Raw genomic sequence first — 26,265 nt, 5'->3', positions numbered from 1 at the left:
TTTCATCCTTAGAAAGGAGGTGATCCAGCCGCACCTTCCGATACGGCTACCTTGTTACGACTTCACCCCAATCATCTGTCCCACCTTAGGCGGCTGGCTCCAAAAGGTTACCCCACCGACTTCGGGTGTTACAAACTCTCGTGGTGTGACGGGCGGTGTGTACAAGGCCCGGGAACGTATTCACCGCGGCATGCTGATCCGCGATTACTAGCGATTCCGGCTTCATGCAGGCGAGTTGCAGCCTGCAATCCGAACTGAGAATGGTTTTATGGGATTGGCTAAACCTCGCGGTCTTGCAGCCCTTTGTACCATCCATTGTAGCACGTGTGTAGCCCAGGTCATAAGGGGCATGATGATTTGACGTCATCCCCACCTTCCTCCGGTTTGTCACCGGCAGTCACCTTAGAGTGCCCAACTGAATGCTGGCAACTAAGATCAAGGGTTGCGCTCGTTGCGGGACTTAACCCAACATCTCACGACACGAGCTGACGACAACCATGCACCACCTGTCACTCTGTCCCCCGAAGGGGAACGTCCTATCTCTAGGAGTGTCAGAGGATGTCAAGACCTGGTAAGGTTCTTCGCGTTGCTTCGAATTAAACCACATGCTCCACCGCTTGTGCGGGCCCCCGTCAATTCCTTTGAGTTTCAGCCTTGCGGCCGTACTCCCCAGGCGGAGTGCTTAATGCGTTTGCTGCAGCACTAAAGGGCGGAAACCCTCTAACACTTAGCACTCATCGTTTACGGCGTGGACTACCAGGGTATCTAATCCTGTTCGCTCCCCACGCTTTCGCGCCTCAGCGTCAGTTACAGACCAGAGAGTCGCCTTCGCCACTGGTGTTCCTCCACATCTCTACGCATTTCACCGCTACACGTGGAATTCCACTCTCCTCTTCTGCACTCAAGTCCCCCAGTTTCCAATGACCCTCCACGGTTGAGCCGTGGGCTTTCACATCAGACTTAAAGGACCGCCTGCGCGCGCTTTACGCCCAATAATTCCGGACAACGCTTGCCACCTACGTATTACCGCGGCTGCTGGCACGTAGTTAGCCGTGGCTTTCTGGTTAGGTACCGTCAAGGTACCGGCAGTTACTCCGGTACTTGTTCTTCCCTAACAACAGAGTTTTACGATCCGAAAACCTTCATCACTCACGCGGCGTTGCTCCGTCAGACTTTCGTCCATTGCGGAAGATTCCCTACTGCTGCCTCCCGTAGGAGTCTGGGCCGTGTCTCAGTCCCAGTGTGGCCGATCACCCTCTCAGGTCGGCTACGCATCGTTGCCTTGGTGAGCCGTTACCTCACCAACTAGCTAATGCGCCGCGGGCCCATCTGTAAGTGATAGCGTAAACCATCTTTCAGCTTAAGAACATGAGTCCAAAAGCATTATCCGGTATTAGCTCCGGTTTCCCGAAGTTATCCCAGTCTTACAGGCAGGTTGCCCACGTGTTACTCACCCGTCCGCCGCTGACTTCAGGGAGCAAGCTCCCATCTGTCCGCTCGACTTGCATGTATTAGGCACGCCGCCAGCGTTCGTCCTGAGCCAGGATCAAACTCTCCAAGAAAGAGTTGATTAGCTCTTGTGTACATAATGTACATTGTTGATTCCGAAGAATCTTTTTAAACGTTGACGTTTTATTGTTCGTTCAGTTTTCAAAGAGCAATTTTATTAACTCCGTCGCCCAAAAGCGACTTTATTAATTTAACATGTGCTGTCGTTTCTGTCAACAACTTTTTTCATGTTTTTTTAACAATCAAGTTGTGTGTCAGCAGCGACGTTTATTAATATACCAACTTACTATGATGAAGTCAATAATTTTTATAAAAAAAATAAAATAGATTATGTATGACGAATATTACTGCTTATAAATACTGCTGCTGCGCGTGTACTTCAAACATTCTTTAGGGGAAGCAATCCGGGTAAACAACTTAAATAATATTTTATACCTCTCGTTCATTGCTCTTTTCACCATAGAATCAATTCTTTCATCCTTCAAATCAAATAAGATTTCATCAAGCTCCCTTTTGATTAAATACTCCATCTCTTGCACTTCTTTTTGATTGATTAGAAATCCGATCATATATCTTCCTCCAGCTCTTTTTAAGTTCTAGTAGTATTTTCCACAAGTACTTTTATTATAAGTATTTTTTGCATTTTCTAGACAAGCACAGCATACATATGTAGCAAGCAACAGAATGGACGAGGTGATAGTTAAATGAATTTTTTCTTTGTACTAAATGGAAAACGTGTAAAACAAATGATTATAATCATGACTGCCGCTTTTTTTACCGCTTGGATTTTTTACTTTCAGAACCTAATTCATATGCCGGCATTCTCCGTTAAGGATGGACCGAAAGCCATCTATAAAGGAGAAAAAAACGTGGCACTCACCTTTAATATTGGCTGGGGCGATGAAAAAGCGGAGCCAATTCTCGATGTCCTGAAAAAAGAAAATGTAAAGGCTGCTACTTTCTTTCTATCTGGAGCTTGGGCAGAGAGCCACCCTGATATTGTGGAGAGAATCGTAAAAGAAGGATATGAAATAGGCATGCTAGGTTATGAATATAAGGACTATACTGAAATCGAGCCTGAAAAAGTCAGGCAGGACATCGCAAAAGCTCAAACAGCTTTTGGCAAATTAAATGTTAAAAATATAAAACTGCTGCGTGCGCCAACAGGACATTTTGACCAAAACACATTAAAAACAGCAGAAGGATTAGGCTATACGGTTGTTCATTGGAGTATTGATTCTAAAGATTGGACGAATCCCGGCTCAGAAGTGATTATTAAAAATACCGGGAAGGCCAAAAAAGGAGACATTATCCTGCTCCATGCTTCTGATTCAGCTAAACAGACAGCTGCTGCCTTGCCCGATGTAATCAAAAACCTTAATAATAAAGGACATAAACTGGTATCTGTATCAGAAATGATTGCCAATGCTGATGCGAAAACCAATGAGATAAAATAATTAAAAAAACTGTTCTCCAGCCGCACTATATTTCTGCAGCTGGAGAACAGTTTATTTTTTTAATGGAATATTCTTTTTCTGATCAAGCTGCTGTCGGTGCATCCGAGATTGTTCATTAATTTTCTGCAATATCAATAGCTGGTACGCATTGCAAATAATTAATGGGAAAATCATCAGCCATACCCAGCTATACTCATTTACTCTCAAAATCGGCACCCATTCAATCGTTGTGACAACAATCATGAAAAATAAAGCTGGTATAAATGTTTCTTTTGTTGAGATTCTCACCTTCAGAAAAGCAGTTATTAACCCTGCTGCCAGCAGCATAGCCGCTAATCCTATATATGGAAGCAAGCTTTCTCCTTGTTCTGCAAATGCATTGTAGCGAAAGTATACAAGGTCAAACAGAACAAATAATATTAAGACAACCTGTACACCGTTCCATAATTTATGGGACTTGAATATTCCAAGGCCGAAACGGTGAATCGTTAAGTATGCAAAAAAGCCCATCTGGCTAATAATACTGAAAATCAGTCCAACGCCAAAAAGCCAAAATAGTACGGAAAGAACCTCAAGAAAATCAAAGGGCATAAAGATTGAAGAGAATTCATCCCAACGCACAATAAATCCAGTGATGCTCGTTACTACTCCCCCAAGTAACAGGGTTGATAAGAATAATTTTACCCAAAGCCGGCTAGTCAATTTATTTTTCCCCCATAGCATTAAATTCCTAATTATGATTGTACCAACCAAACATTGAAAAATCTAGGTACATCATAGTTCACGCATAATATTTGTCCTTTTTCTTCATTCTAATGTTAAGGATAATTGTGAAAGGAGTCTTCAACATGTTAAAAATAGCCCGAATACTATTCCCTCTTCTTTTATTGGCCATAATCTCCGGTTGCGGCCAGGAGGAATCCGGCGGACAAATGGATTATGATCAAACGAAAAAGATGGTTGTAGATATATTGAAAACAGATGATGGCAAAAAGGCGGTTCAAGAACTGCTCGAGGATGAGAAAATTAAGCAAACGCTTATTATGGATGAAGCAATTGTAGCAGAAACCATTCAAACAACTCTCACTTCTAAAGAAGGCACTGAGTTTTGGAAAACTTCTTTTGAAGATCCTAAGTTTGCTGAAAGCATGGCAAAAAGCATGAAAGACGGGAACGAACAGTTACTAAAGGATTTAATGAAGGATCCCGAATATCGCGGCATGATGATTGAAGTTTTAAAAGATCCAGAGCTGCAAAAAGAAGTGACCAATGTTCTAAAAAGCAAAGAATATCGAGAACATTTACAAACAGTCGTAACTGAAACATTCGAAAGTCCGCTGTTTAAGGCAAAACTGCAAGACATTCTCCTTAAGGCTGCAGAAGAAGCCGGCGGCGGTGGCGGTGGTCAAGGAGGCGGCGGCAGCGAAGAGCAGCCAGAGGAAGGCGGAGAAGAAAGTGGTGGAGAAGAAGAGTCTGGCGGTGGCGGCGGTGGCGGCAGCTAAAGCAGCGTAAGTTTGACAGCCTATTCTCAATTAGAGAAAAGGCTGTCTCTTTAGGTGTTTCATACATCAGATCCACCACATCAAACCCAAGCTAATAAAAAAGCGCGAAGCTATAACAAGCTCCACGCTTTTTTGCTATTTATATTCATATCCTTATTGCTTTTATTATTTCTCAGTTGCTTCTACAACTTTCTTAGCAATATCTCCATAAATCTTTCCAAGCTTATGGTCTTGATCATATACCGAAGGAGCAAAATCATCCTCATTATAATCCGGCTGTGCTAATGGAAGCTGTCCTAAAACGTCTGTCCGTAATTCTTCAGCAAGCTTCTGTCCGCCCCCTTGGCCAAATACATACTCTTTTTCACCCGTTAGCTTGCTTTCAAAGTAGGCCATATTCTCTACCACGCCTAAAATTTCATGCTCTGTTCTTAAAGCCATTGCTCCTGCCCGGGCAGCTACAAATGCTGCTGTAGCATGCGGTGTTGTAACAACAATTTCTTTACAGGATGGCAGCATTGTATGGACATCAAGTGCCACATCCCCTGTTCCTGGCGGCAGGTCAAGCAGCAAGTAATCAAGTTCTCCCCATTCCACCTCGTTAAAGAAACTATTCAGCATTTTGCCAAGCATTGGCCCTCTCCAGATAATAGGAGCGTTATCTTCTACAAAGAATCCCATTGAAATCACTTTTACGCCAAATCTTTCAACCGGAATAATTTGCTCTCCTCTTACAACAGGGCGTTTAGTGATGCCCATCATATCCGGTACACTGAATCCATATATATCGGCATCCACCAATCCGACTTTTTTCCCCAGGCGGGCTAACGATACGGCGAGGTTAACAGAAACGGTTGATTTCCCAACGCCGCCCTTGCCGCTGGCGATCGCAATAAATTGTGTCTTGTTTCCAGGAGATAGCAGGCCAGCTCCACTGTCTGCGTTGGCTTGTCTATATTGAGCAAGAATCTCTTCTGGAAGTTCACTGAAACGAATGCCTACAGTTGCTGCTCCTGCCTCTTTTAAGCGATTGACGATTTCTGTCTGCAGCTGCATCTGTTCGGCTGTTCCCGTTTTAGCAATTAAAATCTTCACACTTACATGTTCTTTTTCTTCTTTTATTTTTATTTCCTCAATTGCATTTAACTCGCCTAATGTTTTATGTAAAAATGGTTCTTTCAGTCCGCTAATTGCGTCTTTCATGCGTTGTTCTGTTAACATCGTAGCCCCTCCTTATGTAATATCACTCTAAGTATTAGCATGGGTAAAATCCATACATTAATTCTACTATAACATGTTTACCCCCATTAAATAGTAAACAAATATCACACTTGTATGAATTATTCAGCAGCTGGTGACATCTGTAATGAAAACGCTATATTAAACTTAACTAAATTAACACTGAATGAGGCTGGGATTTAAACAAGTCCGTTCCACTGCGCTGCGGACCCTCGCTTTCCGTGGGGAGGAAGCTGTGCCTCCTCGGAGCAAGCTCCTGTGGGGTCTCACCTTTTCCTCTATTGCCCACAGGAGTCGAGGATCCTCGCTCCATTTCACTCATGTTTGAATGATATATGATAAATTAACAAATAAAACAACGAATGATTAGAAGAATTCACTTTCTAACCATCCGTTGCTATGATCGTGTTAATTACTCATGTTCCAGCCTCTAACGAAAACTATTCTTCCTCTTCTAATTCTGCTTCGCTTGTAAAGTAGCGGAGAATTCCATTATAGATAGAAGCAGCGACTTTATCCTGATAGTCCTCTGTTTTCAAACGGGATTTTTCCTCAGGATTTGATAAAAACCCGATTTCAACAAGAGCACCTGGCTTTTCAGCATTTTCTACTATATAAACATTATTGATTGGTTTCGCTTTTCTCGTTGTATTCTCGAGGTTTCTGCGCAGCTCATCTTGGATAAACTTCGCTGATCTTCCATTTTCAATCAGGTGATTTGAATAAAAGGTCTGTGCTCCGCTCCATCGCGGCGATGGGATGGAATTAAGATGAATGCTGACATAGAATTCTGCATTAGAATCATTGATTAGCTCCAGCCTCTTTTTGAGATCCTCAACTTTTCTTCTGCTGTATCCTTTTGTACCTTCAGGAGCTAAGTCCCGATCCTCTTCTCGCGTCATAAGTACAAGCGCCCCTTGCTCTTGAAGATAATCTCTTATTTTTAAAGAGACATCTAAAGCAATATCCTTTTCAAGAGCGTCATCATCTCCAGCTCCGCCATCAGGACCTCCATGACCAGGATCTAAAAGGATAATCTTCCCTGTTAAAGGTAAGTTCCACGATTCCCAGGAGTCATCCTCAGAGAAATCGTATTGCAGAATAAAAAACAAAATGGTTAAACCAATAATAAATGCGCCAGCTTTTATTTTTTTATTCATATAAGCCACATCAACTCCCCGCTTGTCCTCCATTCAATATATGGGACAAGGCGGGGAATTAGAACATGAAAACAAGAGTGCTTCTAGTTAATGCAGACGAAGCTTCTGTCTGCGCTGCCCTTTGTTAAACCCTTCATGCCACCAGCTGTTGACATATTGCTCGCACAAATAATAAAGGGATTCACTCATTGCCCCTTCCTCCCCGTGACTCCAGTATAGGAAGAAGTGATAGAGCGTATCAGTAAAATGGAGCCGTTCTTCACTGCAGCGTTCCATGACTTGTTCATTTGTTTCTCCATGCATGCCAAACCGGCTGTACTGAGCACCAAGTAAATACGCTTCAATGGCTACATCATAACAAGCTTCTTCGATTCCTGCGTTCATGAGTAAATTTGATACCAATCTGGATGATCCAAAAAAATGTTTTACCTTTTCTTTTAATTCCTTTATAGACAGTTCCTTCAGAACCGATTTCTCGTATTTGACTTGCTTTTCTCGTCTTTTTTCTGTAAATGTTGTGATCACAGTCAAATGCATTCACCCCTTGAAGATATTCTTTAACTGTTCTTAGACAGCCATGCAGAAATCAGCATTGATTCATTTGCCATTTTTCTGAGATTCTTTTCCAATGTAAAAGCATGGGGTTATAGGTAAATACTATAGAGAAAGATGGACTTATGATATACTTATGTCTTGGTTATAAATAAATTGACTATTTGGAGGAGGTGTCCGGTTGGAAGCTCTGATCTTAGAAATGATTGAGGCTTTTAAAGGATTATCTTACTTTGGCATCATGCTGGCCTTAACATTTGAATTTGTTCCAGCTGAGCTTGTACTGCCGCTAGCTGGCTTTTGGGTATATGAAGGAGACATGAATTTATATGGAGCGATTATTGCCGGTTCCATCGGCGGTGTTCTCGGTCCATTGACATTATATGCATTAGGCCGATATGGCGGCCGTCCGGTTGTTTTAAAATTTGGAAAGTATTTTCTAGTAAAAGAAGAGCATATTGATAAAGCCGATGAATTTTTTGCAAAGTATGGAGGAGCAGTTGCCTTTTTAGGACGATTTATTCCCGGCGTGCGCACAGCTATTTCCATTCCATGCGGGATGGCTAAGATGAATATTTGGAAATTCATCATTTATACATATGTTGCCATGCTTCCTGTCACAGCCATTTATGTTTATTTAGGCTATGTTTTAGGGCCGCAATGGGAAAGAGCTGGAGCTATCTTTGCTCAGTATGCGAACTATCTTCTGATCCCGATTGCGCTATTCCTTATTTGGTTCGTGTTTACAAGACTCCGGAAGAGAAAAATCTAAGGTTTATTATCTTAATAACAACAATAGCGGCTAATTTGCCGCTATTTTTATTTTACTTATGCAGAATAGAAATCAGTTATGCAAAATTCTGCCTGCAACATAAAATGCGTGCGCTGTATTATACTTTTGTTAATCATCAAAAAGGAGTGAAATAAATGCAACACAAACCAAGTATCCGTAAAGAAGACATCCTAAATGCGTTCCAATTTCGCCATGCATGCAAGGAATTCGATCCAGCGCAAAAAATTACAGAAGAGGATTTTGCATTCATTCTAGAAACTGCAAGACTCTCTCCATCCTCATTCGGCTTTGAACCTTGGAAATTTGTTGTTCTGCAAAATGAACAGATAAGAGAAAAGCTGCGAGCTGTTTCCTGGGGTGCACAAAAAACACTTCCAACAGCCAGCCACTTCGTTCTTATTCTGAGCCGAGTAAAACAAAGTCTTACTCCAGAATCTGATTATATCCAGCATATCATGAAGGACGTCCATCAAATGCCGCCCGAAGTTGTTAATGCGATTGGTGGAGCCTACTCCAACTTTATCGAAAATGAATTTAAGCTTAATGCCTTTGACGAACTGTTCTTTCAGTGGGCATCAAGACAATCCTATATTGCTCTCGGAAATATGATGACGGCCGCAGCCATGATTGGCGTTGACTCATGTCCAATTGAGGGCTTTGATAAAGGAAAAGCAGAGGTTATTTTAAAAGAAGAAGGCATTCTAACCGACGACTTCGGTCTCTCCTGCTTCGTTGCATTCGGCTATCGCGCACAAGATCCGCATCGTCCAAAATCCAGACAGCAGGCAGAGGATATTATTCATTGGGTATAAAATAAAGAAAGGCTCGTTAGTCACATTTAATGACCAACGAGCCTTTTACTTTTATAAATGGAAGAATAGCGAAAAAATAACATATAGCTGTACAGCAACTCTTTGGGATCTTACTTATACTTCCAGGCAATCCGGTTATAAGTACGGCTTGCACACGAACCACTAGTTTATTTTTTCAACATATTGGCGAGCCAATTCTGTCACTTTCTGATAATCTCCATCCGCTTTTGCTGCATTGACTAGGTTTCCGCCTACTCCAACAGCCACACAGCCATTATCAAGCCACTCCTTAATATTATCCAGACTTACTCCGCCTGTTGGCATAATATTTACATGAGGCAATGGAGCTTTTACTGCTTTAATATAATCCGGTCCCACCAAGCTGCCAGGGAAAAGCTTAATCACATCTGTCCCATAAGTCAGTGCTTCCTGCATTTCAGTGATGGTTACGCATCCTGGCATATACGGAATGCCATATAAGTTACAAAGCTTCGCAACTTGTTTGCTGAAAGCAGGACTGACAACAAATTCACTTCCTGCCATAATCGCTAATCTTGCTGTTGTCTCATCCAATACGGTGCCGGCCCCAACAACCACTCTGCTGTCATCTTTATATTCAGAGACCAGTGATTTAATAGCATCCTCTACACCAGGGATTGTGTATGTCAGCTCCACGCACGTGATTCCACCTTCAATACAGGCTTTTGTAATCTGTATAGCCTCTTCAGAAGAATCTGCGCGGATGACAGCGACGATTTTTGATTGTGCAATCTGCTGCAAGGTATTTATTTTTTTCATTTACTTTCATTCCTTTCTATTAGTTTGCTGTTTTCATAGAACCTGCGGATTGAATAAAATGCTCTAACTTCTCTCTTGTCGGCAGGCCTTCATTATCTCCAGGAGAGCTGAGCTGAATGGCACCAATGGCATTACCGCGTATGACACTATCTTCAATAGACAATCCTTCTGATAATCCGCTGATCACTCCAGCTGCAAATCCATCTCCTGCTCCAACAGTGTCAATAATTTCATCCACTTTAAAGCCTTTAATATACGTTCCTTCATAATCCTGCCCTTTGGCATAGGCGCCTTTTTCCCCAAGCTTAATGACAACGAGCTTTACACCTTTATGAAGATAGTAGTCAGCGATTTCCTCTGGTGTATCAAAGCCTGTTAAAATTTTTCCTTCTGAAATGCCTGGCAGAACCACATCGCATTTAGCAGCTAGGTCATTAATGCTTCGAACCATCTCTTCTTGACTATTCCATAAATTTGGACGCAGATTCGGATCAAACGTTATGGTAGCCCCGGCTTTTCTGCCTTCTTCTGCAAAAAAGTGAGAAACAGCTTTTGTCTCAGAGGAAAGTGCCAAAAATACACCCGTTAGATGCACAACATCAAACTTAGTGAAGTCTACCTCCTTAAATTGATCCAGTCCAATTCTGGAAGCGGCACTTCCTTTACGGAAACTGGCGACATGAGGATCTCCTTCTGTCACCTTTTCTTTCATCTGCAAGCCTGTAACATAGTCATTGCTCTCAAAAACGAATGAACTGCTTATATGTTCACTTTCAATAAATCTTTTAATCGATTTGCCTAAAGGATCATTTCCCACTTGAGTGGCATAATACACCTCATGGCCAAGTCTCGCCATGCCAACGCTTACATTTAGCTCTGCTCCAGCAATCGAGCGCGTAAATTTCTGCACCTTTTCCAGCGGGCCAAATTCATCTGAAACAAACAAGCCCATTGCTTCGCCGATTGTTACGATCCTCTTCCCCATTTTATATCCACCTCACTGATTTAACTCCATACTTCTTATTGCATTTATTTTTTCACATACACATAGTTTCATATTATGGAACAATGTTCCGTAAATTAATTATACCTTGCCTCTATTTAATGGTCAATGAGAAAAAGGCTGCAGATATTTTCTTATGCAAATGAAAGAGACACTGTTTGACTGCTGATTTTTCTTCGTCAGTCATTCAATGTCCCCATCAGAAGCTGGTATTCACGGCTTATACTCTTTTGCATTCTCCATTGCCGGAATTAAGATCCGAATGAATGTCCCTTTATTCGGCGTACTGTTTACTTGAATGGTGCCATCATGCAGTTGTACAAGTTGTTTGGCAATCGCCATGCCAAGCCCTGTTCCCATACTCGTATCACTTGTATTAGTGCCCCGGTAGTACCGCTGAAATAGCTTATCAAGTGTTTCCTGATCCATGCCAACTCCATCATCTTCAACTTTAATCACAATAAAATGCTGTTCAATCAAAGAAACTGAAACAGTAATAGATGTATGAGCAGGGTTATATTTAATGGCGTTTTGAATTAAATTGTCGAGGATCCGCTGAAACCACTTGGGGTCAATATGAGCTGATATTCTCTTAGGAGAAGGATTAAATAGCAGGTTCAGGTCCTTGTTGTTTGGATCATTAACAAAATAAATGATGGTTCTGCGGATAAATTCATTTAGATCAACTTCTTCTTTTACAATAGGGAGTGCCTGATTCCGCAGCCGGTAAGTCAGTGTCAGGTCCTCAAGCAATTCCATCATATAAGCTGACTTGTTAGTGATAATTTCTCCAAACTCCTTTGTTTCCTGTTCAGACCAAGAATAATTTGGCGATTTAAGCATTTGAGAGTAACCTGCTATGGACGCAAGCGGAGTTTTTAAATCATGTGATATCCCGCTGATCCACTCTTCTCTTGTCTTCGTCATTTTCAGCCGCTCAGATTCATTATCTTTTAACGTTTTCGTAAGCTGATGAAGAGCCAGAATAAAATCTTTATATAATCGGTATTTCTTTTTTAGCTTTCCCTTTTTATTCATCAGGACAGATTGCTGATGGAGATCCTGTGGTTCTTCAAAAATACCATCACCAAGATTTTTGATCCATTTCATCATTGTAATCAGCGGAATGCCAAATTTGCGCGCATACCAGAACGTTCCCAATAGAAGCAATAAAAACAGAATCACAAAGGCAATCAGAAAACTTTGACTGATATGTTTATAGAAGCTCTCATCAATGGATGCTGCTGGGTCATTGTGACCTATGCCTACGATAAGCGTTTGTCCTGTCTCTTCATGGAAGTAAGCACTCGCTGAATTTTTGTCGTGTTCTGCGATGATAGAAAGTTCCTCAAAACTGTAATGATTAGGCTGTGCTTCTGCTGCAAATTCATCCACGACCTCGCCAGCTGGATTGATAAGTTGAACCCAGCTGTGTTCTTTATTCAATTTGTCTATTGCACGATCAGTTAAGTTTAGTTTCTGTTGATCCCACTCTGCCAGCATTTTGGTCTCTGTTAGCAGATCTTGTAATGCAGTTCCTCTTCTGACCAATAAATAGTAGGGGTCCATATCCTTCCAATCAACCAGATCAATAAATGAATGTTCCCCTGTTTCTCCTAAAATTAGTGAAGCTAATTCACCTTGCTCTATCTGAGAAGGATCTGTTTCTGACGAAGGATAAGAACCAGCAATTTGACCTTCTGCTGTGAAAACGATTAGTTCCATATCCTGATTTTTTACCAGCTGCTTCAACTTGTCATTAAACACAGCCTTTCCATCTTTCATAGAGATGGCCTCTGAAAAATAAAACGAATCACCATTGGACAAATCCTTCTCAATGTCAGCGCTGCTAATCGAAAAGCCAATCATTCCCCAGATCGCTATGAATAAAAGAAGCAGCAGAATAAAGCCTATTATAATCTGAAATAAAAACTGGACAATAAAACGTCTATAAATGTTCATGACGAGCCCCGTCCGGAACAAATTTATAACCGAGTCCCCGGACCGTTACAATGTACTTAGGTTTACTTGGGTTCTCTTCAATCTTTTCACGAAGCTTTCTAATATGTACCATAATCGTATTATCCTCGCCTAGAAACGCTTCTCCCCACACTCGTTCATAGAGCTGGCTTTTGCTGAACAGCTGGTTCGGATGCTTACAAAAGAATAGCAGCAGCTGATATACTTGTGCAGGCAACTCAACCTGTTTCCCTTTTACTTTTACTTCTCCAGACGAAGCATTTACAGCCAAATATCCAAATTGATAGTTTGTTTGAGCAGGGATTGTTCTTAACGTATTCCTGCGCAGGTGAGCTTTCACTCTCGCTACAACTTCCAATGGATTAAACGGTTTTGTAATATAGTCATCAGCTCCCAGAGCAAATCCTGAAAGTTTATCTAAATCAGTTGATTTTGCTGTTAAAAAGAAAATCGGAGCATCCGTCGTTTCTCTAATTAAAGGACAGATTTCGAAGCCGCTTCGATTCGGCAGCATTACATCAAGCAGAATCAAATCGTATCGTTTCATCTTACAAAGCGATAATGCTTCCTCTGCTGTACCTGCCGTATCAATATGTTTAAAGGATTCTTTTGTTAAAATGATTTTTAGCATTTGTACAATGGCTTTTTCATCATCGACAATTAATATATGTTCTTGCATACATTTTTCACCTCTTTTACTTACATCCCCATCTTACCATTAGATGTGATTTCGGATGGAAGAATTAAGGTTGAATTAAGGTGAAGTTTCTTCTTACATAAGATTGAGTCCTTATACTGAATATCAATTACACATTTGTGAAGGGAGTATTAAAAAATTATGTTTGTAATCAGCAAAAGGGAGTTTTTCAGTTTATTTAAAAGTATAAAATCCATTATTATTATCGCAATTTTATTGGCAACTGCTTATTATTCATCCAAATTCTCAAACGCATTAACGAATCTCGTAGATTTTACTGCAGATGAAATGAATTATGTTCATACAATTGGACTGCTTTCATTATTGCTATTGTTTGGGCAGTTATTTGTATTAGGACTTTCACATGATTGCATCAATAGAGAAACACATGAGCGGACGATGCGTTTTTTAGTAACAAGAACATCGAGATTGTCTATTTTGTTCGGAAAATTTTTGGGAATCGTTCTCTTCTGGACAGTCTGTGTCACCATTTCGTTTTTGATCATCAGCATTTTTGCCAGGCAGTTCGATTTTTTCAGCTTTTTTCAAGTCATGAGCCTCTTAATTTACCAGATTTCATTGACGATTCTGCTTTCTACAATCATTCCGAAACCAGGCATAACCATGTTTCTTGGTATTCTGCTTGGGATCGCTTTTCCGATTTTCGGGATGTGGATTACGTTTACGTCAAATGAATGGGTAAGCTGGCTTAAGTATGTCACTCCATTTTACTATTTAGAACATGATAACTATTTATTCTTGATTATTAACCTGCTGGCGGCATTTCTGCTATTTATCTCAGCTGCCATTTTTACAAGGAGGGAATTTTAATGATTGCGATTGAAACGAATCAGTTAAGAAAGTCATATGGAGCACATCAAGTAGTGAAGGGAATTGATCTGGTTATAGAAAAGGGCGAGGTTTTTGGTTTTCTTGGCCGCAATGGTGCCGGAAAATCAACCTTCATTAATATGCTGACAGGCATTATCCGGCCGACATCCGGCACCTTTTCGCTGCTTGGCGTCCAGGGTTCTGTTGAGAAAGTAAAGAAACGCGTTGGTGTAATGCCTGACTACTCTACTTTTTATGAATCTTTAACGGCATTTGATCATTTAAAGTTTCTGTCTGCACTTTCTGGTAAACCTACTGGGAAACAACATTGTATGGCGGTCTTGCGGTCTGTCGGATTAGATGAGCATGCACATGTTAAAACCTCTAAATTTTCTTTTGGCATGAAAAAGAAGCTCGGTATTGCCCAGGCAATCATTCATGACCCGGAGCTCATTTTTCTCGATGAACCAACGTCTGGATTAGATGCAGAATCTGTTCTTCATATTCATAAGCTGATTCGTGATTTAAAAGAGCGTGGAAAGACTATTTTTATGACCTCCCACAATTTAGATGAGGTAGAAAAAGTGTGCACCCGAATTGCCATCATGAAAGAAGGAAAGGTTGGCAAAATTGGTACGATGGAGGAGCTGCGGACTTTTTACCGTTCCACACTGACTGTAACGGTTAAGCATTCTCCTATGTCTAAAGGAGATCAGCATACAATGATGGAATGGCTGCAATCAGTTGGCACAGATGTTTCTGCTGCTGATTCACAAGTCACACTTACCCTTGATCACGAGAAAAAAATTGCAGAAGTCATCCGTGCTTTTAATCAGAAAAAAATCGATGTGTACCGTGTCAGTGTTGATGAACCTTCGCTTGAGGAGATATTTTTAGAAGAGTAAAAGGTGCCAAAATTTAAAAGATCCCCATTAAGGGGATCTTTTAAATTTTTCAGCATCAAGGTGAAGTGTAGTTATTAAATTCTCGTCCAAACTCCAACACTTCTGATTTCTTTATATTCTGGTTCCCATACGGCATCGTTTACAGCTTTAGCAGGATCTGTTATTTCTGCTTTTGCAATTCCCTCTTCCATTGCTGCTTTTGCTACTTGAACTGCCACATAAATCGATACTTCATGCAAATGCTCAATAGACGGAAGAAGAGATGCACCAGGCTGACTGCTGTCAGACATTTCGGCAACGGCATTTGAAGCGGCAACGAACATCCCTTTTGAAATAACTTCGGCTTTAGCCACTATCGCTCCAAGTCCCAGCCCAGGGAATACAAATGCATTGTTCGACTGACCAATTTCATATGAGATTCCATTATATTCTACATTATTAAACGGACTGCCAGTGGCAATGAGCGCTTTTCCATCTGTCCATTTAATCAGGTTTTCAGGTACAGCTTCTGCAAGAGAAGTCGGATTAGACATTGGCATGATGATCGGGCGTTCCACATGCTTTGCCATCTCTTTAATAATCTCTTCTGTAAACGCACCCGCTTGTCCAGAAGTACCAATTAAAATCGTAGGCTTTACTCTCTCTACCACTTCTTTTAAAGTGATAAGTCCTTCCTCATTACGGTCCCAGCCTTCTACTTCTGCAGCTGATCTGACATAAGGCTTTTGGAAGTCAAAAACATCTGGTGTTTCATCTGTCAGCAAGCCTCTATAATCAATAGCCCAGAACTGGCCATATGCCTCTTCTTTTGTCAGTCCATCAAGAATCATGGCATCAGCGATTTGATCAGCATTTCCAATTCCGGCAGCTCCTGGTCCAAAGACCACAACGCGCTGATCCTTCATAGAAACTCCTGTGACTTTCAACGCTGACATAATTGCAGCAAGTGTAACGGCACCTGTGCCTTGAATATCATCATTGAATGTAAGAATTTTATCACCATATTTATCTAAGATTTTACGGGCATTTACATTGCCAAAGTCCTCCCAATGAAGAAGAACTTCTGGAAAATGAGATCTGGCAGATTCGATAAACAAGTCAATAAATTCATCATAGCGCTCTCCGCGGACACGAGGAAATTTATTCCCAACATATAGAGGATCAGCAATTAATTCCTGATTGTTTGTACCTACGTCAAGGACGACCGGCAGAACACGGCTAGGGTCAATTCCAGCAGCTGCTGTATAAACAGCAAGTTTTCCGATGGCAATATTAATGCCGCCTACCCCTTGGTCTCCGATGCCAAGTATACTTTCGGAGTCTGTAACAACGATTAAATCGATTCCATCTTTAGGCTGTCCAAGATTTTGAAAAGCTTCTTCAATTCCCTTTGGATCATCAATAGAAAGGTATAAGCCGCCTGGGCGACGGTAAGTATGTGAATACGACTGAATCGCATCGCTGACCGTAGGAGTATAGATAATCGGCAGCATTTCTGCTAAATGCTCTTTTAAAAGCCGATAGAATAAAACAACATTACGGTTATATAAATCATATAGCAGTCCATTTTTGAATAAATTAGTCGTTCTCATGGAGTATTGCTCATAAGCTCTGCTCACTTGTTCCTCTAATGTAAGCACCTGTGATGGCAGCAGTCCATTTAGACCCAGATCTTCTCTTTCCTCTTTTGTAAATGCAATCCCTTTATTCAAATAAGGATTAGAGAGAATTTCTTTACCTTTTAATGGTGTGATAATAATATCCTTAGAAGCACTCATGAAATTTCCTTCTTTCTTTATAATAAGGTTGTCTATTATCTTATTTTAACATGTTCATAACCTTTGAATTCTACTTATAGGTAATTAACTTATTTATATTGTTTTTTGACTAAACAAAGCAGACAGTGTGAATGCTGCCTGCTTTGCATTTGTCTTTTTAAGATTAGCTTACCAGTTTTAAAAGCATGATCGCAAGAATGACAGTAGCTGCACCGCCAAGTCTTGTCGCAATTTGTGCAAAAGGCATTAATGACATACGGTTGGATGCCGAGAGAATGGCAACATCTCCAGTTCCGCCAAGTCCGCTATGACACCCTGTAACAATAGCCGAATCAATTGGGTGCATGTTCATAAGCTTTCCGACAAAGTAACCCGTTGCAACCATTGCAACAACGACCGCGACACAGACAACAATGTATGAAGGAGTAACAATCTTTACAACATCTTCTAACGGAATGTACAAAAGACCAAGACCCACCATTAATGGCCACGTTAAGCTTGAAGACACAAATTTATACATATGGTGTGCACCTTGTTCGATTTTTGCCGGCACAAGCTTGAAGCTCTTAACCAATGCAGCAGCAACAATCATTAATACAGGACCAGGCATTCCCAGCACCATATGGCCAAGTCCACCCACAATAAAGAATGTACATGCAACTAATAGACCTGCACCCATTAATGGAAAATCAACTGGTTTATTAATCGTCGTTGATTCTGTGATGCCATCTCCGCCTTTGGATTTAACGAGAGTACCATTACCAGTTAAGTGCGGTTTCTTTGTTCCTAAGCGGGAAAGAAGACCAGCACATATGATGGCTGCGATATTGCCGATGACCGCTGCCGGGATTAACTGTCCAACAAATGTTTCTGCATCAGCACCTAAAACCTGCCCATAGCCAATGGAGAGCGGCAGTATCCCTTCACCAATTCCTCCACCGATAATTGGAACGACGATAAAAAATAATGTGTGCTTCGCAGAATAGCCGAACAGCATACCAACAAGAACTCCTGCACCAACAGAAGCAAGCGTACCAAGAACAAGCGGTACAAACATTTTAGAGAAGCCCTGAAGAAGCACTTTGCGGTTCATGCCAAGAATACTTCCGGCTACAAGGATTGAGATATAAAGATATAGAAAGTTCGATGATTTCATTAATTGAGTTACTGCTGTCATGCCTGTTTCATTAATAAGATTAAAATACGCTAATATGGATGGTACGAGCAAAGCCATAATAGCAGGTCCGCCAATATCCTTTAAGACTGGAATTTTCATCCCGATTTCTCCCAGCAGAATCCCCATTGTAATAATGATGGCGAAGCCGCCGATCATGTCTGTAGGCAATACTTCATAAACTGTTGCAAGATAAACAACTGTAGCGATACATAGATAAAGCGGTAATGGAATAACTCCGATATTTATATGAAGTAAATTAAATTTACTTTTTGCACCAGAACCTCCAGGAATAGGAGTAAGCGATTCCAATTTCTTAGCTGTTTGTGCCATACATAAATCCCCCTTTGATTTGTTACTGGTTCATCATAGTATTTAGTAAACCGTTTTCAAAGATTATGAAAGTTAATTCTTTCTTTTTGTAAATAAAAAAAGTAAGCAGCAAAATGCACTGCTTACAAAAAGTTTTTTATTAGATGCTCTTTAAAGCGGTTGTATTCATGCTGATAAACAGGCCTGCCGATCGTCCCGTAAATCACCTTTACATCCAGAATGCCGATTTCCTTTAGAAAGTTAAGATATTTTCTTGCTGACACTCTTGATATGCCTACATGATTTGCCACCTCATCAGTAGAAAAAGCTTCATCCTTCAAACCCTGAATCGATTCCCATACTTGCTTTAATGTATCTTTCGTCAGTCCCTTTGGGAGTTCTTCTGCTATGGCACTTTCTTCTCTATTTAAAAGTAAATGATCAAGTTCCTGCTGACTAACTGCTTTCTGCTTATGAGACAGCAGTGTTTTTTGCCGGTAACTTGTAAGTGCAGCATTGAATCTCTCAAACTCAAACGGTTTAATTAAGTAATCTGCCACTCCATACCGCAATGCTTTTTGAATACGTTCCAAATCCGATGCAGCAGAAATAATGATGACGTCTATTTCAAGCTCATTTTTTCTTAAATATGTCAGCAGTTCCAATCCTACCTTCCCAGGCATAAAAAGATCTAACAGAATCAGCTGAATGTCATTGATCTCCAGCAAATGAACCGCTTCATCGACTGAGCCTGCGGTTGCTGCTAACCGAAAACCATCAATCTTTGAAAGATATTGCTTATTAATTTCCGCTACCATCGGATCATCTTCCACAATCATGACTGAAATCATACTGATTCACCTTCTTCCTTGTACGGGATATATACAGCAAAATTCGTCCCCTTGCCTATTTTAGATGAGACAATTAAATCTCCTTCCAGCCTTTCAATTGCCTGCTGGAGAAGATAGAGCCCGAGCCCGCGGTTTTTACCTTTTGTCGAGAACCCCTTTTCAAGAATCTGATCCTGAATGGCTTGTTCCATGCCCTTTCCTGTATCCTTAACCTCGACTGTTAAAATCTCCTCTGCATAATCCAGCATTAGTTCAACTTTTTTATTGGGACGATCTGCAACTGCCTCTAAAGCATTATCGATTAGATTCCCTATAATAGTGATGAGTTCATTCGTTGTTTTCGAAGTGGCTGGCATCGGGATTTTATTCGTACATTCAATGGATAGGGAAGCACCGGATTCTCTTGCAAAGCTAAGCTTTCCAATTAGGAACCCCGCAAGTACAGGATCTAGAACCATTTTCGTAACAAAACCAACTTCCGTTTCTCGGTGACTGACTGTCTCACTCACATAATTAGTGAGTGTCTCATACTGCTCTGTGCGGACCAGTCCCAGAATAACATGAAGTTTATTCATAAATTCATGTGCCTGTGCACGGAGAGCATCAGCATAATTACGGACACCCGTGAGCTGTTCAGCAAGAAGCTGAACCTCTGTTTTATCCCGAAACGTAGCGATTGCTCCTACCGGCTGGTTATCAACAACTACTGGAACTCTGTTAACGAGAATGGTGACTCCATTTAACTTTTGCTCTTGGTCCAGCTCCGTTTGCCCCGATTTGATAATGCGCGTCAACCTAGTCTCTGGCAGATAATTTTCAATACTCTGGCCCATAGGGTTTCCTTCAATGCCCGCTTTTTTAAAAAGCCTCGAGGCTGCTCGATTCACTAAAGTAATTTTCCCTTCCTGGTCAATTGCGATAATCCCTTCTCTTACTGACTGGAGCATAGAACTCCGCTCTTCCAGGAGCTTTGCAATCACAGATGGTTCAAGCCCTAAAAGGATTTTTTTAATATACTTTGCCAGCCCTACTGCACCGATAATGCCGATCAAGATGCCAATTAGAGTACCGATCACCATAACCATTTGACCTTTATGTACGGCCTTTGTAACGGTATCTAATGAAATTCCAACCGCTGCTGCCCCAACTTGAATGCCCTGCGCATTTTTAATAGGAGTAAACGCCCTTAACGACGGACCGAGTGAACCTTTTGCGGTCGACACATACTCTTTTCCCTGGAGAACTGGCCCTTCATCTCCTCCCCTAAAATGCCTGCCAATTTCGTTAGGATCAGGATGGGAAAGGCGGATTCCCTCCATATTCATTACCACAACAAAGTTAACCTCTGTCAGTTCTTTGATTTCACTGGTAAATGGCTGAACATTTCCCTGATTCGTTGGTTCTTCAAGTGCAGTGATGACTTGAGGACTGATTGCCACCATCCTTGCCACATTTAGCGCCTTGTCTTTCTGTGTATCTTCAACACTGGAGGTAATCCCTCTGCTAATGAGCAAATCCGTTATCCCAAGTGACAGCGCCACAACGATGCATACAAATAGAATAATGGCCGCTTGTAAACTAATCTTAGGCTTTTTCATAACAACCTCCAGGCAAGTATTATTTATATTATGGATAAAATGGCAGATTAAATGAGAGGAGACTGCTAAGCTTAATGGGCTTAAGCAGTCTCCTCTTGTGAATCCAAATAAACGCAAAAGAAAAACATGCTAACTTTTATTATAATATTTGCCGTTCAAAGGAAAGCTTTTTGTAAGTAAAAAAAGCAGCGACCTATGCTGAATGAAATCTCTTATATTAAAAAAAGACCCCCAACCAAATGGTTGAGAGCCTTTTGAAACGTAAAATTAACGTTTTGAGAACTGAGGTGCACGACGAGCGCCTTTAAGACCGTATTTTTTACGTTCTTTCATACGAGCGTCACGAGTTAATAGTCCAGCACGCTTAAGTGTAGGACGGAATTCTGGATCAGCTTGAAGCAATGCACGAGAGATCCCGTGACGGATTGCGCCTGCTTGACCAGTGTACCCACCACCATTAACATTTACATGAATGTCATAGCTGCTTACTGTTTCAGTAGCAACAAGTGGCTGCTTTACAACTTCACGAAGAGCTGCAAATGGGATGTAGTCAGTGATTTCACGACCATTGATGATGATGTTTCCGTCGCCTGGAACTAAACGAACACGTGCAACGGAGCTTTTACGACGACCAGTACCAATATATTGAACCTGTGCCAAGATAATAACCTCCCTTTAAAAATTATCCACGAAGTTCGTAAACTTCAGGTTGTTGAGCTTGGTGCGGATGCTCGCTACCAGCATATACATTTAACTTCTTGAAAATTTGACGGCCAAGAGAGTTCTTTGGAAGCATGCCTTTGATTGCAAGCTCTAACATTCTCTCAGGGTAGTTCGTACGCATTTCAAGAGCAGTTCTAGACTTTAATCCGCCTGGGTGCATGCTGTGACGGTAGTAAATCTTGTCAGTTAGCTTTTTACCAGTTAAGTGGATTTTTGAAGCATTGATAATAATTACATGATCACCTGTGTCAACATGCGGTGTAAAAGTTGGTTTATGTTTACCACGTAGGATTGATGCAACTTCACTAGAAAGACGACCTAAAGTTTGTCCTTCAGCATCAATCACGTACCATTTACGTTCGATATTATTTGAATTCGCCATAAACGTTGTACGCATCGATATTCCCTCCTAATAATTCCATTATTCATTCGTTTTTTGGTTTCATATATCACACAATAAGTTCCGGGGCTTATCGTGGGTTTAATAACAATACCATATGCTATAATATAACTTTGGGAGAACAATGTCAAGAAAATGTTACACCTGGATTAGTTGTTTTAGAAAACTTTTTTACAAGAAAAGCGCAAGCGCCTTGCTCAGCCCCGACAAGCTTAAGACGAGCCAGGCAGAAGGTCGTTCTTTGACCTTTTGACTGGATTGGCTTAAGACCTCGAGGGGCTAGGCGCTGGAGCTGGACATTGTTCTAAGTCCAAAAATTTTATGCTTGCTTATCTTTATATAAAAGTCCCATCACAACGCCGCCTAGCGGTTCTTTCTACTATTTCCCATCATTCTCATAAAAAACTTTCCATAAATATAATCCTTGCGGAGGTGCTGTTTTTCCCGCTCTCGTGCGATCTTTTGCCTCAAGAATTGCCGGTATTTCTTCTGCCGGCAGCTGTCCATTCCCAACCGCCAGCAAGGTGCCCGTTAAGATTCTGACCATATTATATAAAAAGCCATTTCCTTTAAAACTGAAGATCAGCAGATCTCCGTCTTCCTTAACGTCAATCGAGGTAATTCTGCGCACTTTATCTTCCACTTCTGTTTTAGCAGAACAAAAGCTTGTAAAATCAAATTCACCGATTAGATATGGGATCGCCTTCCTGATGGCTGACACATCCAGCTGATATGGATATAACGAGGCATAGTTGCGCTGAAACGGATCTCTCTGCGCCCTTCTCTGGACAAAATAGCGATACTCCTTGCCATTTGTATCAAAACGGGCATGAAAGGTGTCAGACGTCCATTCTGTGCGTTTGACGGCAACATCAGCCGGCAGCAGAGCATTAAGTGCAATCGTCCATCTATCTTCCGGGATTTCCAGCGGCGTATCAAAGTGGAAGACCTGCCCTTTTGCATGTACCCCGGCATCAGTACGGCCGGATGCTGTTATTTTCACTTCAGCACCTTTATGAAGCTTTGTCAGTGCTTCTTCGATCACCCGCTGCACTGTACGTTTGCCCGGCTGCACCTGATAGCCGGCAAAACTAGTGCCATCATATGAAACTGTACATTTCATTCTTTTCATGAATATCAAGCTCCATTATGTTCTCAGCAGGATTAAAATGACTGATAGAGCTGCCAGCAGAAGCAGCATCATTGTGTCCGTCATTCTCCAGCTTAGCTGTCTATATTTTGTTCTTCCTTCACCGCCGCGATAGCCTCGTGCCTCCATGGCGGTAGCAAGCTCCTCCGCTCTTTTAAAGGAGCTGACGAACAGGGGAATCAATAGAGGAATCACTGCTTTTACTCTCTCCTTGATTGGACCGCCTGAAAAATCAACACCACGTGCGGTTTGTGCTTTCATGATTTTGTCTGTCTCTCCCATAAGGGTCGGAATAAAGCGGAGAGAAATCGACATCATTAAGGCCAGCTCATGAACCGGAAACTTCACCTTCTTAAGAGGACCTAACAATGTTTCAAGACCGTCCGTTATTTCAATCGGCGTGGTCGTTAACGTTAAAATTGAAGTCATTAAGATTAACAAAAAGAAACGCAATGAGATGAAAATCCCTTGTCTAAGTCCCTCTTCATAAATGGTAATCGGTCCAAGCTCAAAAATGATGGCACCTTCCCGTGTTAAAAACAAATGCAGGATCAGCGTAAAAATAACAAGCAGAAAGACCGGTTTTAATCCTGCTATAATAAATCGCACTGGCACTTTTGATAACAGGATCATAGCAAATGTATAGATAATGAGTGCAGCATACGTATAGACATTATTAGCAATAAAGACAACACAGACAAACAAAAAAATGAGAATCAGCTTTGAGCGGGGGTCCATCCGATGGATAATAGATTGTGCCGGCACATAGCGTCCAAAAATCATTTTTTCCATCATAAAGAATCTCCTCCCTTCAAAAGCTTCATTGCCTCTTCAGCGAGATCTTCCATAGATAAGCACGTCTTCGCAAACTTTCTTCCAAATGCAGACTCCAGCTTATGCTGCAGCTTCACAACCTCAGGAACATCGAGTCCCAGTTCCAGCAGCCTTTCAGGATTTGAGAAAATTTCTGCAGGTGTTCCCTTCCTTTCGACCTTGCCATTATGCATAATGGCAATTTGATCGGCGTAACGGGAAGCATCCTCCATGCTATGTGTCACAAGCACAGTAGAAAGGTTTCTTTCCTGGTGAAGGGAGGCAAACATATTCATAATATCCTGTCTTCCTCTTGGATCAAGACCGGCAGTTGGCTCATCAAGAACAATTACATCCGGCTCCATTGCCAGTACACCGGCAATAGCGACACGCCGCATTTGTCCGCCTGAAAGCTCAAAAGGCGACTTTAATAAGATTTCTTCTGACAGTCCTACCTGCTGGATTGCGCGGCGGGCTCTCGCCTTTGCCTCCTGTTCGGATACACCAAAGTTCATGGGACCAAAGCAAATATCTTTTTCAACGGTTTCTTCAAAAAGCTGATGCTCTGGAAATTGAAAAACAATGCCTACCCTTTGACGCACATGCTTCAGGTTCTTCTGTTTTTTATTAGGTGTGATGGTTGTATCACCAATCTTTACAGTGCCTTTTGTTGGTTTAATCAGCGCATTTAAGTGCTGCAGTACGGTAGATTTCCCTGAGCCTGTATGACCAATGAGCGCTAAAAAAGTACCTGCCGGCAAATCAATTGAAACATCTTCAATCGCAAGCCGTTCAAACGGTGTATTTGCCTGATAACGGTATTCTACATTTTGGAGTGTGATGTCCATAACTCATTCACCAACTCCTCTTCTGTTAAATGATACTTCGTCAACGGTATTCCTTTTTCCTTAAACAGCTTGCTCATCTTAACTGGAAAAGGAATATCAAGCCCCAGCTGTACAAGTTCTTCGTCCATTTGAAAAATTTCAGCAGGCGAGCCTTCTCTGTACAGTTTCCCTTTGTTCATGACAATGATCCGGTCCGCTTTTGCAGCTTCCTCTAGATCATGTGTGATAGAAATAACAGTCATCTGATGATCCTGCTTAAGTTCTCTGACAGTATCCAAAACTTCCTCTCGGCCTCGAGGGTCAAGCATGGAGGTTGCTTCGTCCAAAATGATCAGATTGGGTCTCAGCGCTATGACACCCGCTATGGCTACTCGCTGCTTCTGACCGCCTGATAAATGGTGCGGCTCTTGATCAAGAAACTGGTCCATTTTGACCTTTTCTAGTGAATGTCTAACTCGATCCACCATCTCTTCTCGTGCCACTCCATGATTTTCTAAACCAAAAGCCACATCATCCTGCACAGTTGTTCCTACAAACTGATTATCTGGATTTTGAAAAACCATGCCAATTTTTTTGCGGACTTCCCAAACGGTATCCTCTGAAAGCAGCATGCTATCTACAGAAATCGTTCCTTCCTGTGCATATTGCAGCCCATTTAACAGCTTGGCCAATGTTGATTTACCCGAACCATTATGACCAACAATTGCAAGCCATTCTCCTTCATATATAGAAAAAGATACTCCTTTTAAGGCATAATCTGCCTCCTCATCGTATTGAAAAGAAATATCCTGTAAACGGACAAGTTCATTCATCCAAATACGCTCCTCTCAGCCTTTCTAATCTCTTCTATTCTCAGCTATCCTCGCTTGTTGCATGACAAGTTCTGATAAGAGCTCGCCATGGCTGTGTACGTATGTGTAGTTTACCGTATACAAAAACAACTTTAATTGCAAATATATAATTTATTAAAACAAAAAACCCGCCAACTTGGCGAGCTTGAATAGTAAGACTATAGCATATTTAAGCTTGTACTTCACATAGTAACAGTATCTACATGAATTTCTAAGCGTGTAGAATCATGCTGCCTCCCTATTTAAAGCTCATGATGCAGCTACTTTAAATCTTTGCTTACAATTTGATTAAAATAAAGCCTGCATCCCCTCCAAAACAGGCCATCCTGTTTGTCCGCTAAAGCTATGTGGAGGAGATGCAACGAGCTAGACGAGTCGCGAAAGAAAGAATTAAACGAGGGATATGCCAAGTTTAACTTTATGAGCTATTTATAAAGCCCTGCTGCTTTCTTTATTTTTTACAGTAGCTTACATAAGTAAGCTAAACACACGCTCATCATAACACTCAGATTGGCTTATTGCTGGGCTT

General features: G+C 41.4%; 25 protein-coding genes and 1 rRNA gene. 6 read left to right on the top strand and 20 right to left on the bottom strand.

Annotated elements, in window-relative coordinates; all coding sequences use genetic code 11:
* Positions 1–12: 12 nt before the first annotated feature.
* Positions 13–1,562: ribosomal RNA gene (locus J1899_RS00990) — 16S ribosomal RNA — on the bottom strand.
* A gap of 291 nt (positions 1,563–1,853) precedes the next feature.
* The gene (locus J1899_RS00985) at positions 1,854–2,078 is read right to left on the bottom strand and encodes a hypothetical protein (protein WP_066441440.1); all 225 of its coding nucleotides are present in this window, start codon (positions 2,076–2,078) and stop codon (positions 1,854–1,856) included.
* Positions 2,079–2,213: 135 nt separating this feature from the next.
* On the opposite strand from J1899_RS00985, the gene pdaB reads away from it, so the two are divergent.
* Positions 2,214–2,966, top strand: coding sequence for a polysaccharide deacetylase family sporulation protein PdaB (gene pdaB, locus J1899_RS00980; RefSeq protein WP_066441442.1), 753 nt, complete (start codon positions 2,214–2,216; stop codon positions 2,964–2,966).
* A 51-nt stretch (positions 2,967–3,017) separates the two neighbouring features.
* Here the strand turns inward: pdaB and J1899_RS00975 are convergent, their stop codons facing one another.
* Positions 3,018–3,668: a KinB-signaling pathway activation protein gene (locus J1899_RS00975; RefSeq protein ID WP_214476925.1), complete on the bottom strand. Its 651-nt coding sequence runs from the start codon at positions 3,666–3,668 to the stop codon at positions 3,018–3,020.
* 146 nt (positions 3,669–3,814) lie between these two features.
* Here J1899_RS00975 and gerD point away from each other — a divergent pair, with 146 nt between their 5' ends.
* Complete coding sequence (gene gerD / locus J1899_RS00970; RefSeq protein ID WP_066441448.1) at positions 3,815–4,468, top strand: spore germination lipoprotein GerD; 654 nt, start codon at positions 3,815–3,817, stop codon at positions 4,466–4,468.
* A 165-nt stretch (positions 4,469–4,633) separates the two neighbouring features.
* Here the strand turns inward: gerD and J1899_RS00965 are convergent, their stop codons facing one another.
* From J1899_RS00965 to J1899_RS00955, 3 genes are all read right to left on the bottom strand, one after another.
* The gene (locus J1899_RS00965) at positions 4,634–5,689 is read right to left on the bottom strand and encodes a P-loop NTPase (protein ID WP_066441454.1); all 1,056 of its coding nucleotides are present in this window, start codon (positions 5,687–5,689) and stop codon (positions 4,634–4,636) included.
* A 458-nt stretch (positions 5,690–6,147) separates the two neighbouring features.
* On the bottom strand, positions 6,148–6,867 hold the full coding sequence (gene cwlD, locus J1899_RS00960; RefSeq protein ID WP_066441457.1) for an N-acetylmuramoyl-L-alanine amidase CwlD: 720 nt from the start codon (positions 6,865–6,867) through the stop codon (positions 6,148–6,150).
* A gap of 87 nt (positions 6,868–6,954) precedes the next feature.
* Positions 6,955–7,398: a YbaK family protein gene (locus J1899_RS00955; RefSeq protein ID WP_066441459.1), complete on the bottom strand. Its 444-nt coding sequence runs from the start codon at positions 7,396–7,398 to the stop codon at positions 6,955–6,957.
* A gap of 202 nt (positions 7,399–7,600) precedes the next feature.
* On the opposite strand from J1899_RS00955, the gene J1899_RS00950 reads away from it, so the two are divergent.
* Together J1899_RS00950 and J1899_RS00945 are read left to right on the top strand one after the other, a co-directional pair.
* On the top strand, positions 7,601–8,191 hold the full coding sequence (locus J1899_RS00950; RefSeq protein ID WP_214476923.1) for a DedA family protein: 591 nt from the start codon (positions 7,601–7,603) through the stop codon (positions 8,189–8,191).
* Positions 8,192–8,346: 155 nt separating this feature from the next.
* A complete protein-coding gene (locus tag J1899_RS00945; RefSeq protein ID WP_214476920.1) occupies positions 8,347–9,024 on the top strand; it encodes an NAD(P)H-dependent oxidoreductase in 678 nt (225 codons plus the stop codon).
* A gap of 162 nt (positions 9,025–9,186) precedes the next feature.
* On the opposite strand, the gene J1899_RS00940 is transcribed toward J1899_RS00945, so the two are convergent.
* The 4 genes from J1899_RS00940 to J1899_RS00925 form a co-directional block, all read right to left on the bottom strand.
* Positions 9,187–9,822, bottom strand: coding sequence for a bifunctional 2-keto-4-hydroxyglutarate aldolase/2-keto-3-deoxy-6-phosphogluconate aldolase (locus J1899_RS00940; protein WP_214476918.1), 636 nt, complete (start codon positions 9,820–9,822; stop codon positions 9,187–9,189).
* Positions 9,823–9,841: 19 nt separating this feature from the next.
* Entirely contained in the window at positions 9,842–10,807 is a 966-nt protein-coding gene (locus J1899_RS00935) for a sugar kinase (RefSeq protein WP_066441471.1), read from the bottom strand.
* Between the two features lie 231 nt (positions 10,808–11,038).
* Positions 11,039–12,787: a sensor histidine kinase gene (locus J1899_RS00930; protein ID WP_214476916.1), complete on the bottom strand. Its 1,749-nt coding sequence runs from the start codon at positions 12,785–12,787 to the stop codon at positions 11,039–11,041.
* Positions 12,774–13,484 carry a response regulator transcription factor gene (locus J1899_RS00925; RefSeq protein ID WP_066441478.1) on the bottom strand — a complete coding sequence of 237 codons (711 nt, stop codon included), beginning with the start codon at positions 13,482–13,484 and terminating at the stop codon, positions 12,774–12,776. Before J1899_RS00925 ends, J1899_RS00930 begins: the two co-directional genes overlap by 14 nt.
* A 159-nt stretch (positions 13,485–13,643) precedes the next feature.
* On the opposite strand from J1899_RS00925, the gene J1899_RS00920 reads away from it, so the two are divergent.
* Both J1899_RS00920 and J1899_RS00915 read left to right on the top strand, forming a co-directional pair.
* Positions 13,644–14,333, top strand: coding sequence for an ABC-2 transporter permease (locus tag J1899_RS00920; protein WP_214476914.1), 690 nt, complete (start codon positions 13,644–13,646; stop codon positions 14,331–14,333).
* Positions 14,333–15,238, top strand: a complete 906-nt coding sequence (locus J1899_RS00915; protein WP_214476912.1) for an ABC transporter ATP-binding protein — start codon at positions 14,333–14,335, stop codon at positions 15,236–15,238. The genes J1899_RS00920 and J1899_RS00915 overlap by 1 nt, the downstream gene beginning before the upstream one ends.
* A gap of 74 nt (positions 15,239–15,312) precedes the next feature.
* Here J1899_RS00915 and J1899_RS00910 read toward each other — a convergent pair whose 3' ends face one another.
* The 10 genes from J1899_RS00910 to J1899_RS00865 form a co-directional block, all read right to left on the bottom strand.
* Positions 15,313–17,016, bottom strand: coding sequence for an NAD-dependent malic enzyme (locus J1899_RS00910; RefSeq protein WP_214476908.1), 1,704 nt, complete (start codon positions 17,014–17,016; stop codon positions 15,313–15,315).
* Between the two features lie 163 nt (positions 17,017–17,179).
* On the bottom strand, positions 17,180–18,523 hold the full coding sequence (locus J1899_RS00905) for a 2-hydroxycarboxylate transporter family protein (protein WP_066441490.1): 1,344 nt from the start codon (positions 18,521–18,523) through the stop codon (positions 17,180–17,182).
* A 122-nt stretch (positions 18,524–18,645) separates the two neighbouring features.
* On the bottom strand, positions 18,646–19,353 hold the full coding sequence (locus tag J1899_RS00900) for a response regulator (RefSeq protein ID WP_214476907.1): 708 nt from the start codon (positions 19,351–19,353) through the stop codon (positions 18,646–18,648).
* The gene (gene dcuS, locus J1899_RS00895) at positions 19,350–20,951 is read right to left on the bottom strand and encodes a DcuS/MalK family sensor histidine kinase (protein WP_214476905.1); all 1,602 of its coding nucleotides are present in this window, start codon (positions 20,949–20,951) and stop codon (positions 19,350–19,352) included. The genes J1899_RS00900 and dcuS overlap by 4 nt, the downstream gene beginning before the upstream one ends.
* A gap of 267 nt (positions 20,952–21,218) precedes the next feature.
* Positions 21,219–21,611 (bottom strand): 30S ribosomal protein S9, encoded by a 393-nt coding sequence (gene rpsI, locus J1899_RS00890; protein WP_066441499.1) that lies wholly within the window; start codon positions 21,609–21,611, stop codon positions 21,219–21,221.
* 22 nt (positions 21,612–21,633) lie between these two features.
* Positions 21,634–22,071 (bottom strand): 50S ribosomal protein L13, encoded by a 438-nt coding sequence (rplM, locus tag J1899_RS00885; RefSeq protein WP_066441500.1) that lies wholly within the window; start codon positions 22,069–22,071, stop codon positions 21,634–21,636.
* 382 nt (positions 22,072–22,453) lie between these two features.
* Positions 22,454–23,206 carry a tRNA pseudouridine(38-40) synthase TruA gene (truA, locus tag J1899_RS00880; RefSeq protein WP_214476903.1) on the bottom strand — a complete coding sequence of 251 codons (753 nt, stop codon included), beginning with the start codon at positions 23,204–23,206 and terminating at the stop codon, positions 22,454–22,456.
* Positions 23,207–23,221: 15 nt separating this feature from the next.
* On the bottom strand, positions 23,222–24,019 hold the full coding sequence (locus J1899_RS00875) for an energy-coupling factor transporter transmembrane component T family protein (RefSeq protein WP_214476901.1): 798 nt from the start codon (positions 24,017–24,019) through the stop codon (positions 23,222–23,224).
* The gene (locus J1899_RS00870; RefSeq protein WP_214476899.1) at positions 24,016–24,885 is read right to left on the bottom strand and encodes an energy-coupling factor ABC transporter ATP-binding protein; all 870 of its coding nucleotides are present in this window, start codon (positions 24,883–24,885) and stop codon (positions 24,016–24,018) included. Before J1899_RS00870 ends, J1899_RS00875 begins: the two co-directional genes overlap by 4 nt.
* Positions 24,861–25,697 carry an energy-coupling factor ABC transporter ATP-binding protein gene (locus J1899_RS00865; RefSeq protein ID WP_214476897.1) on the bottom strand — a complete coding sequence of 279 codons (837 nt, stop codon included), beginning with the start codon at positions 25,695–25,697 and terminating at the stop codon, positions 24,861–24,863. The genes J1899_RS00870 and J1899_RS00865 overlap by 25 nt, the downstream gene beginning before the upstream one ends.
* Positions 25,698–26,265: the final 568 nt, after the last annotated feature.

This window comes from Cytobacillus gottheilii, assembly GCF_018582665.1.
GTDB classification, from domain to species: Bacteria; Bacillota; Bacilli; order Bacillales; family Cytobacillaceae; genus Cytobacillus; species Cytobacillus gottheilii.
Note: the sequence above shows the minus strand (reverse complement) of the source record. Positions and strands in the feature narration are given on the sequence as shown.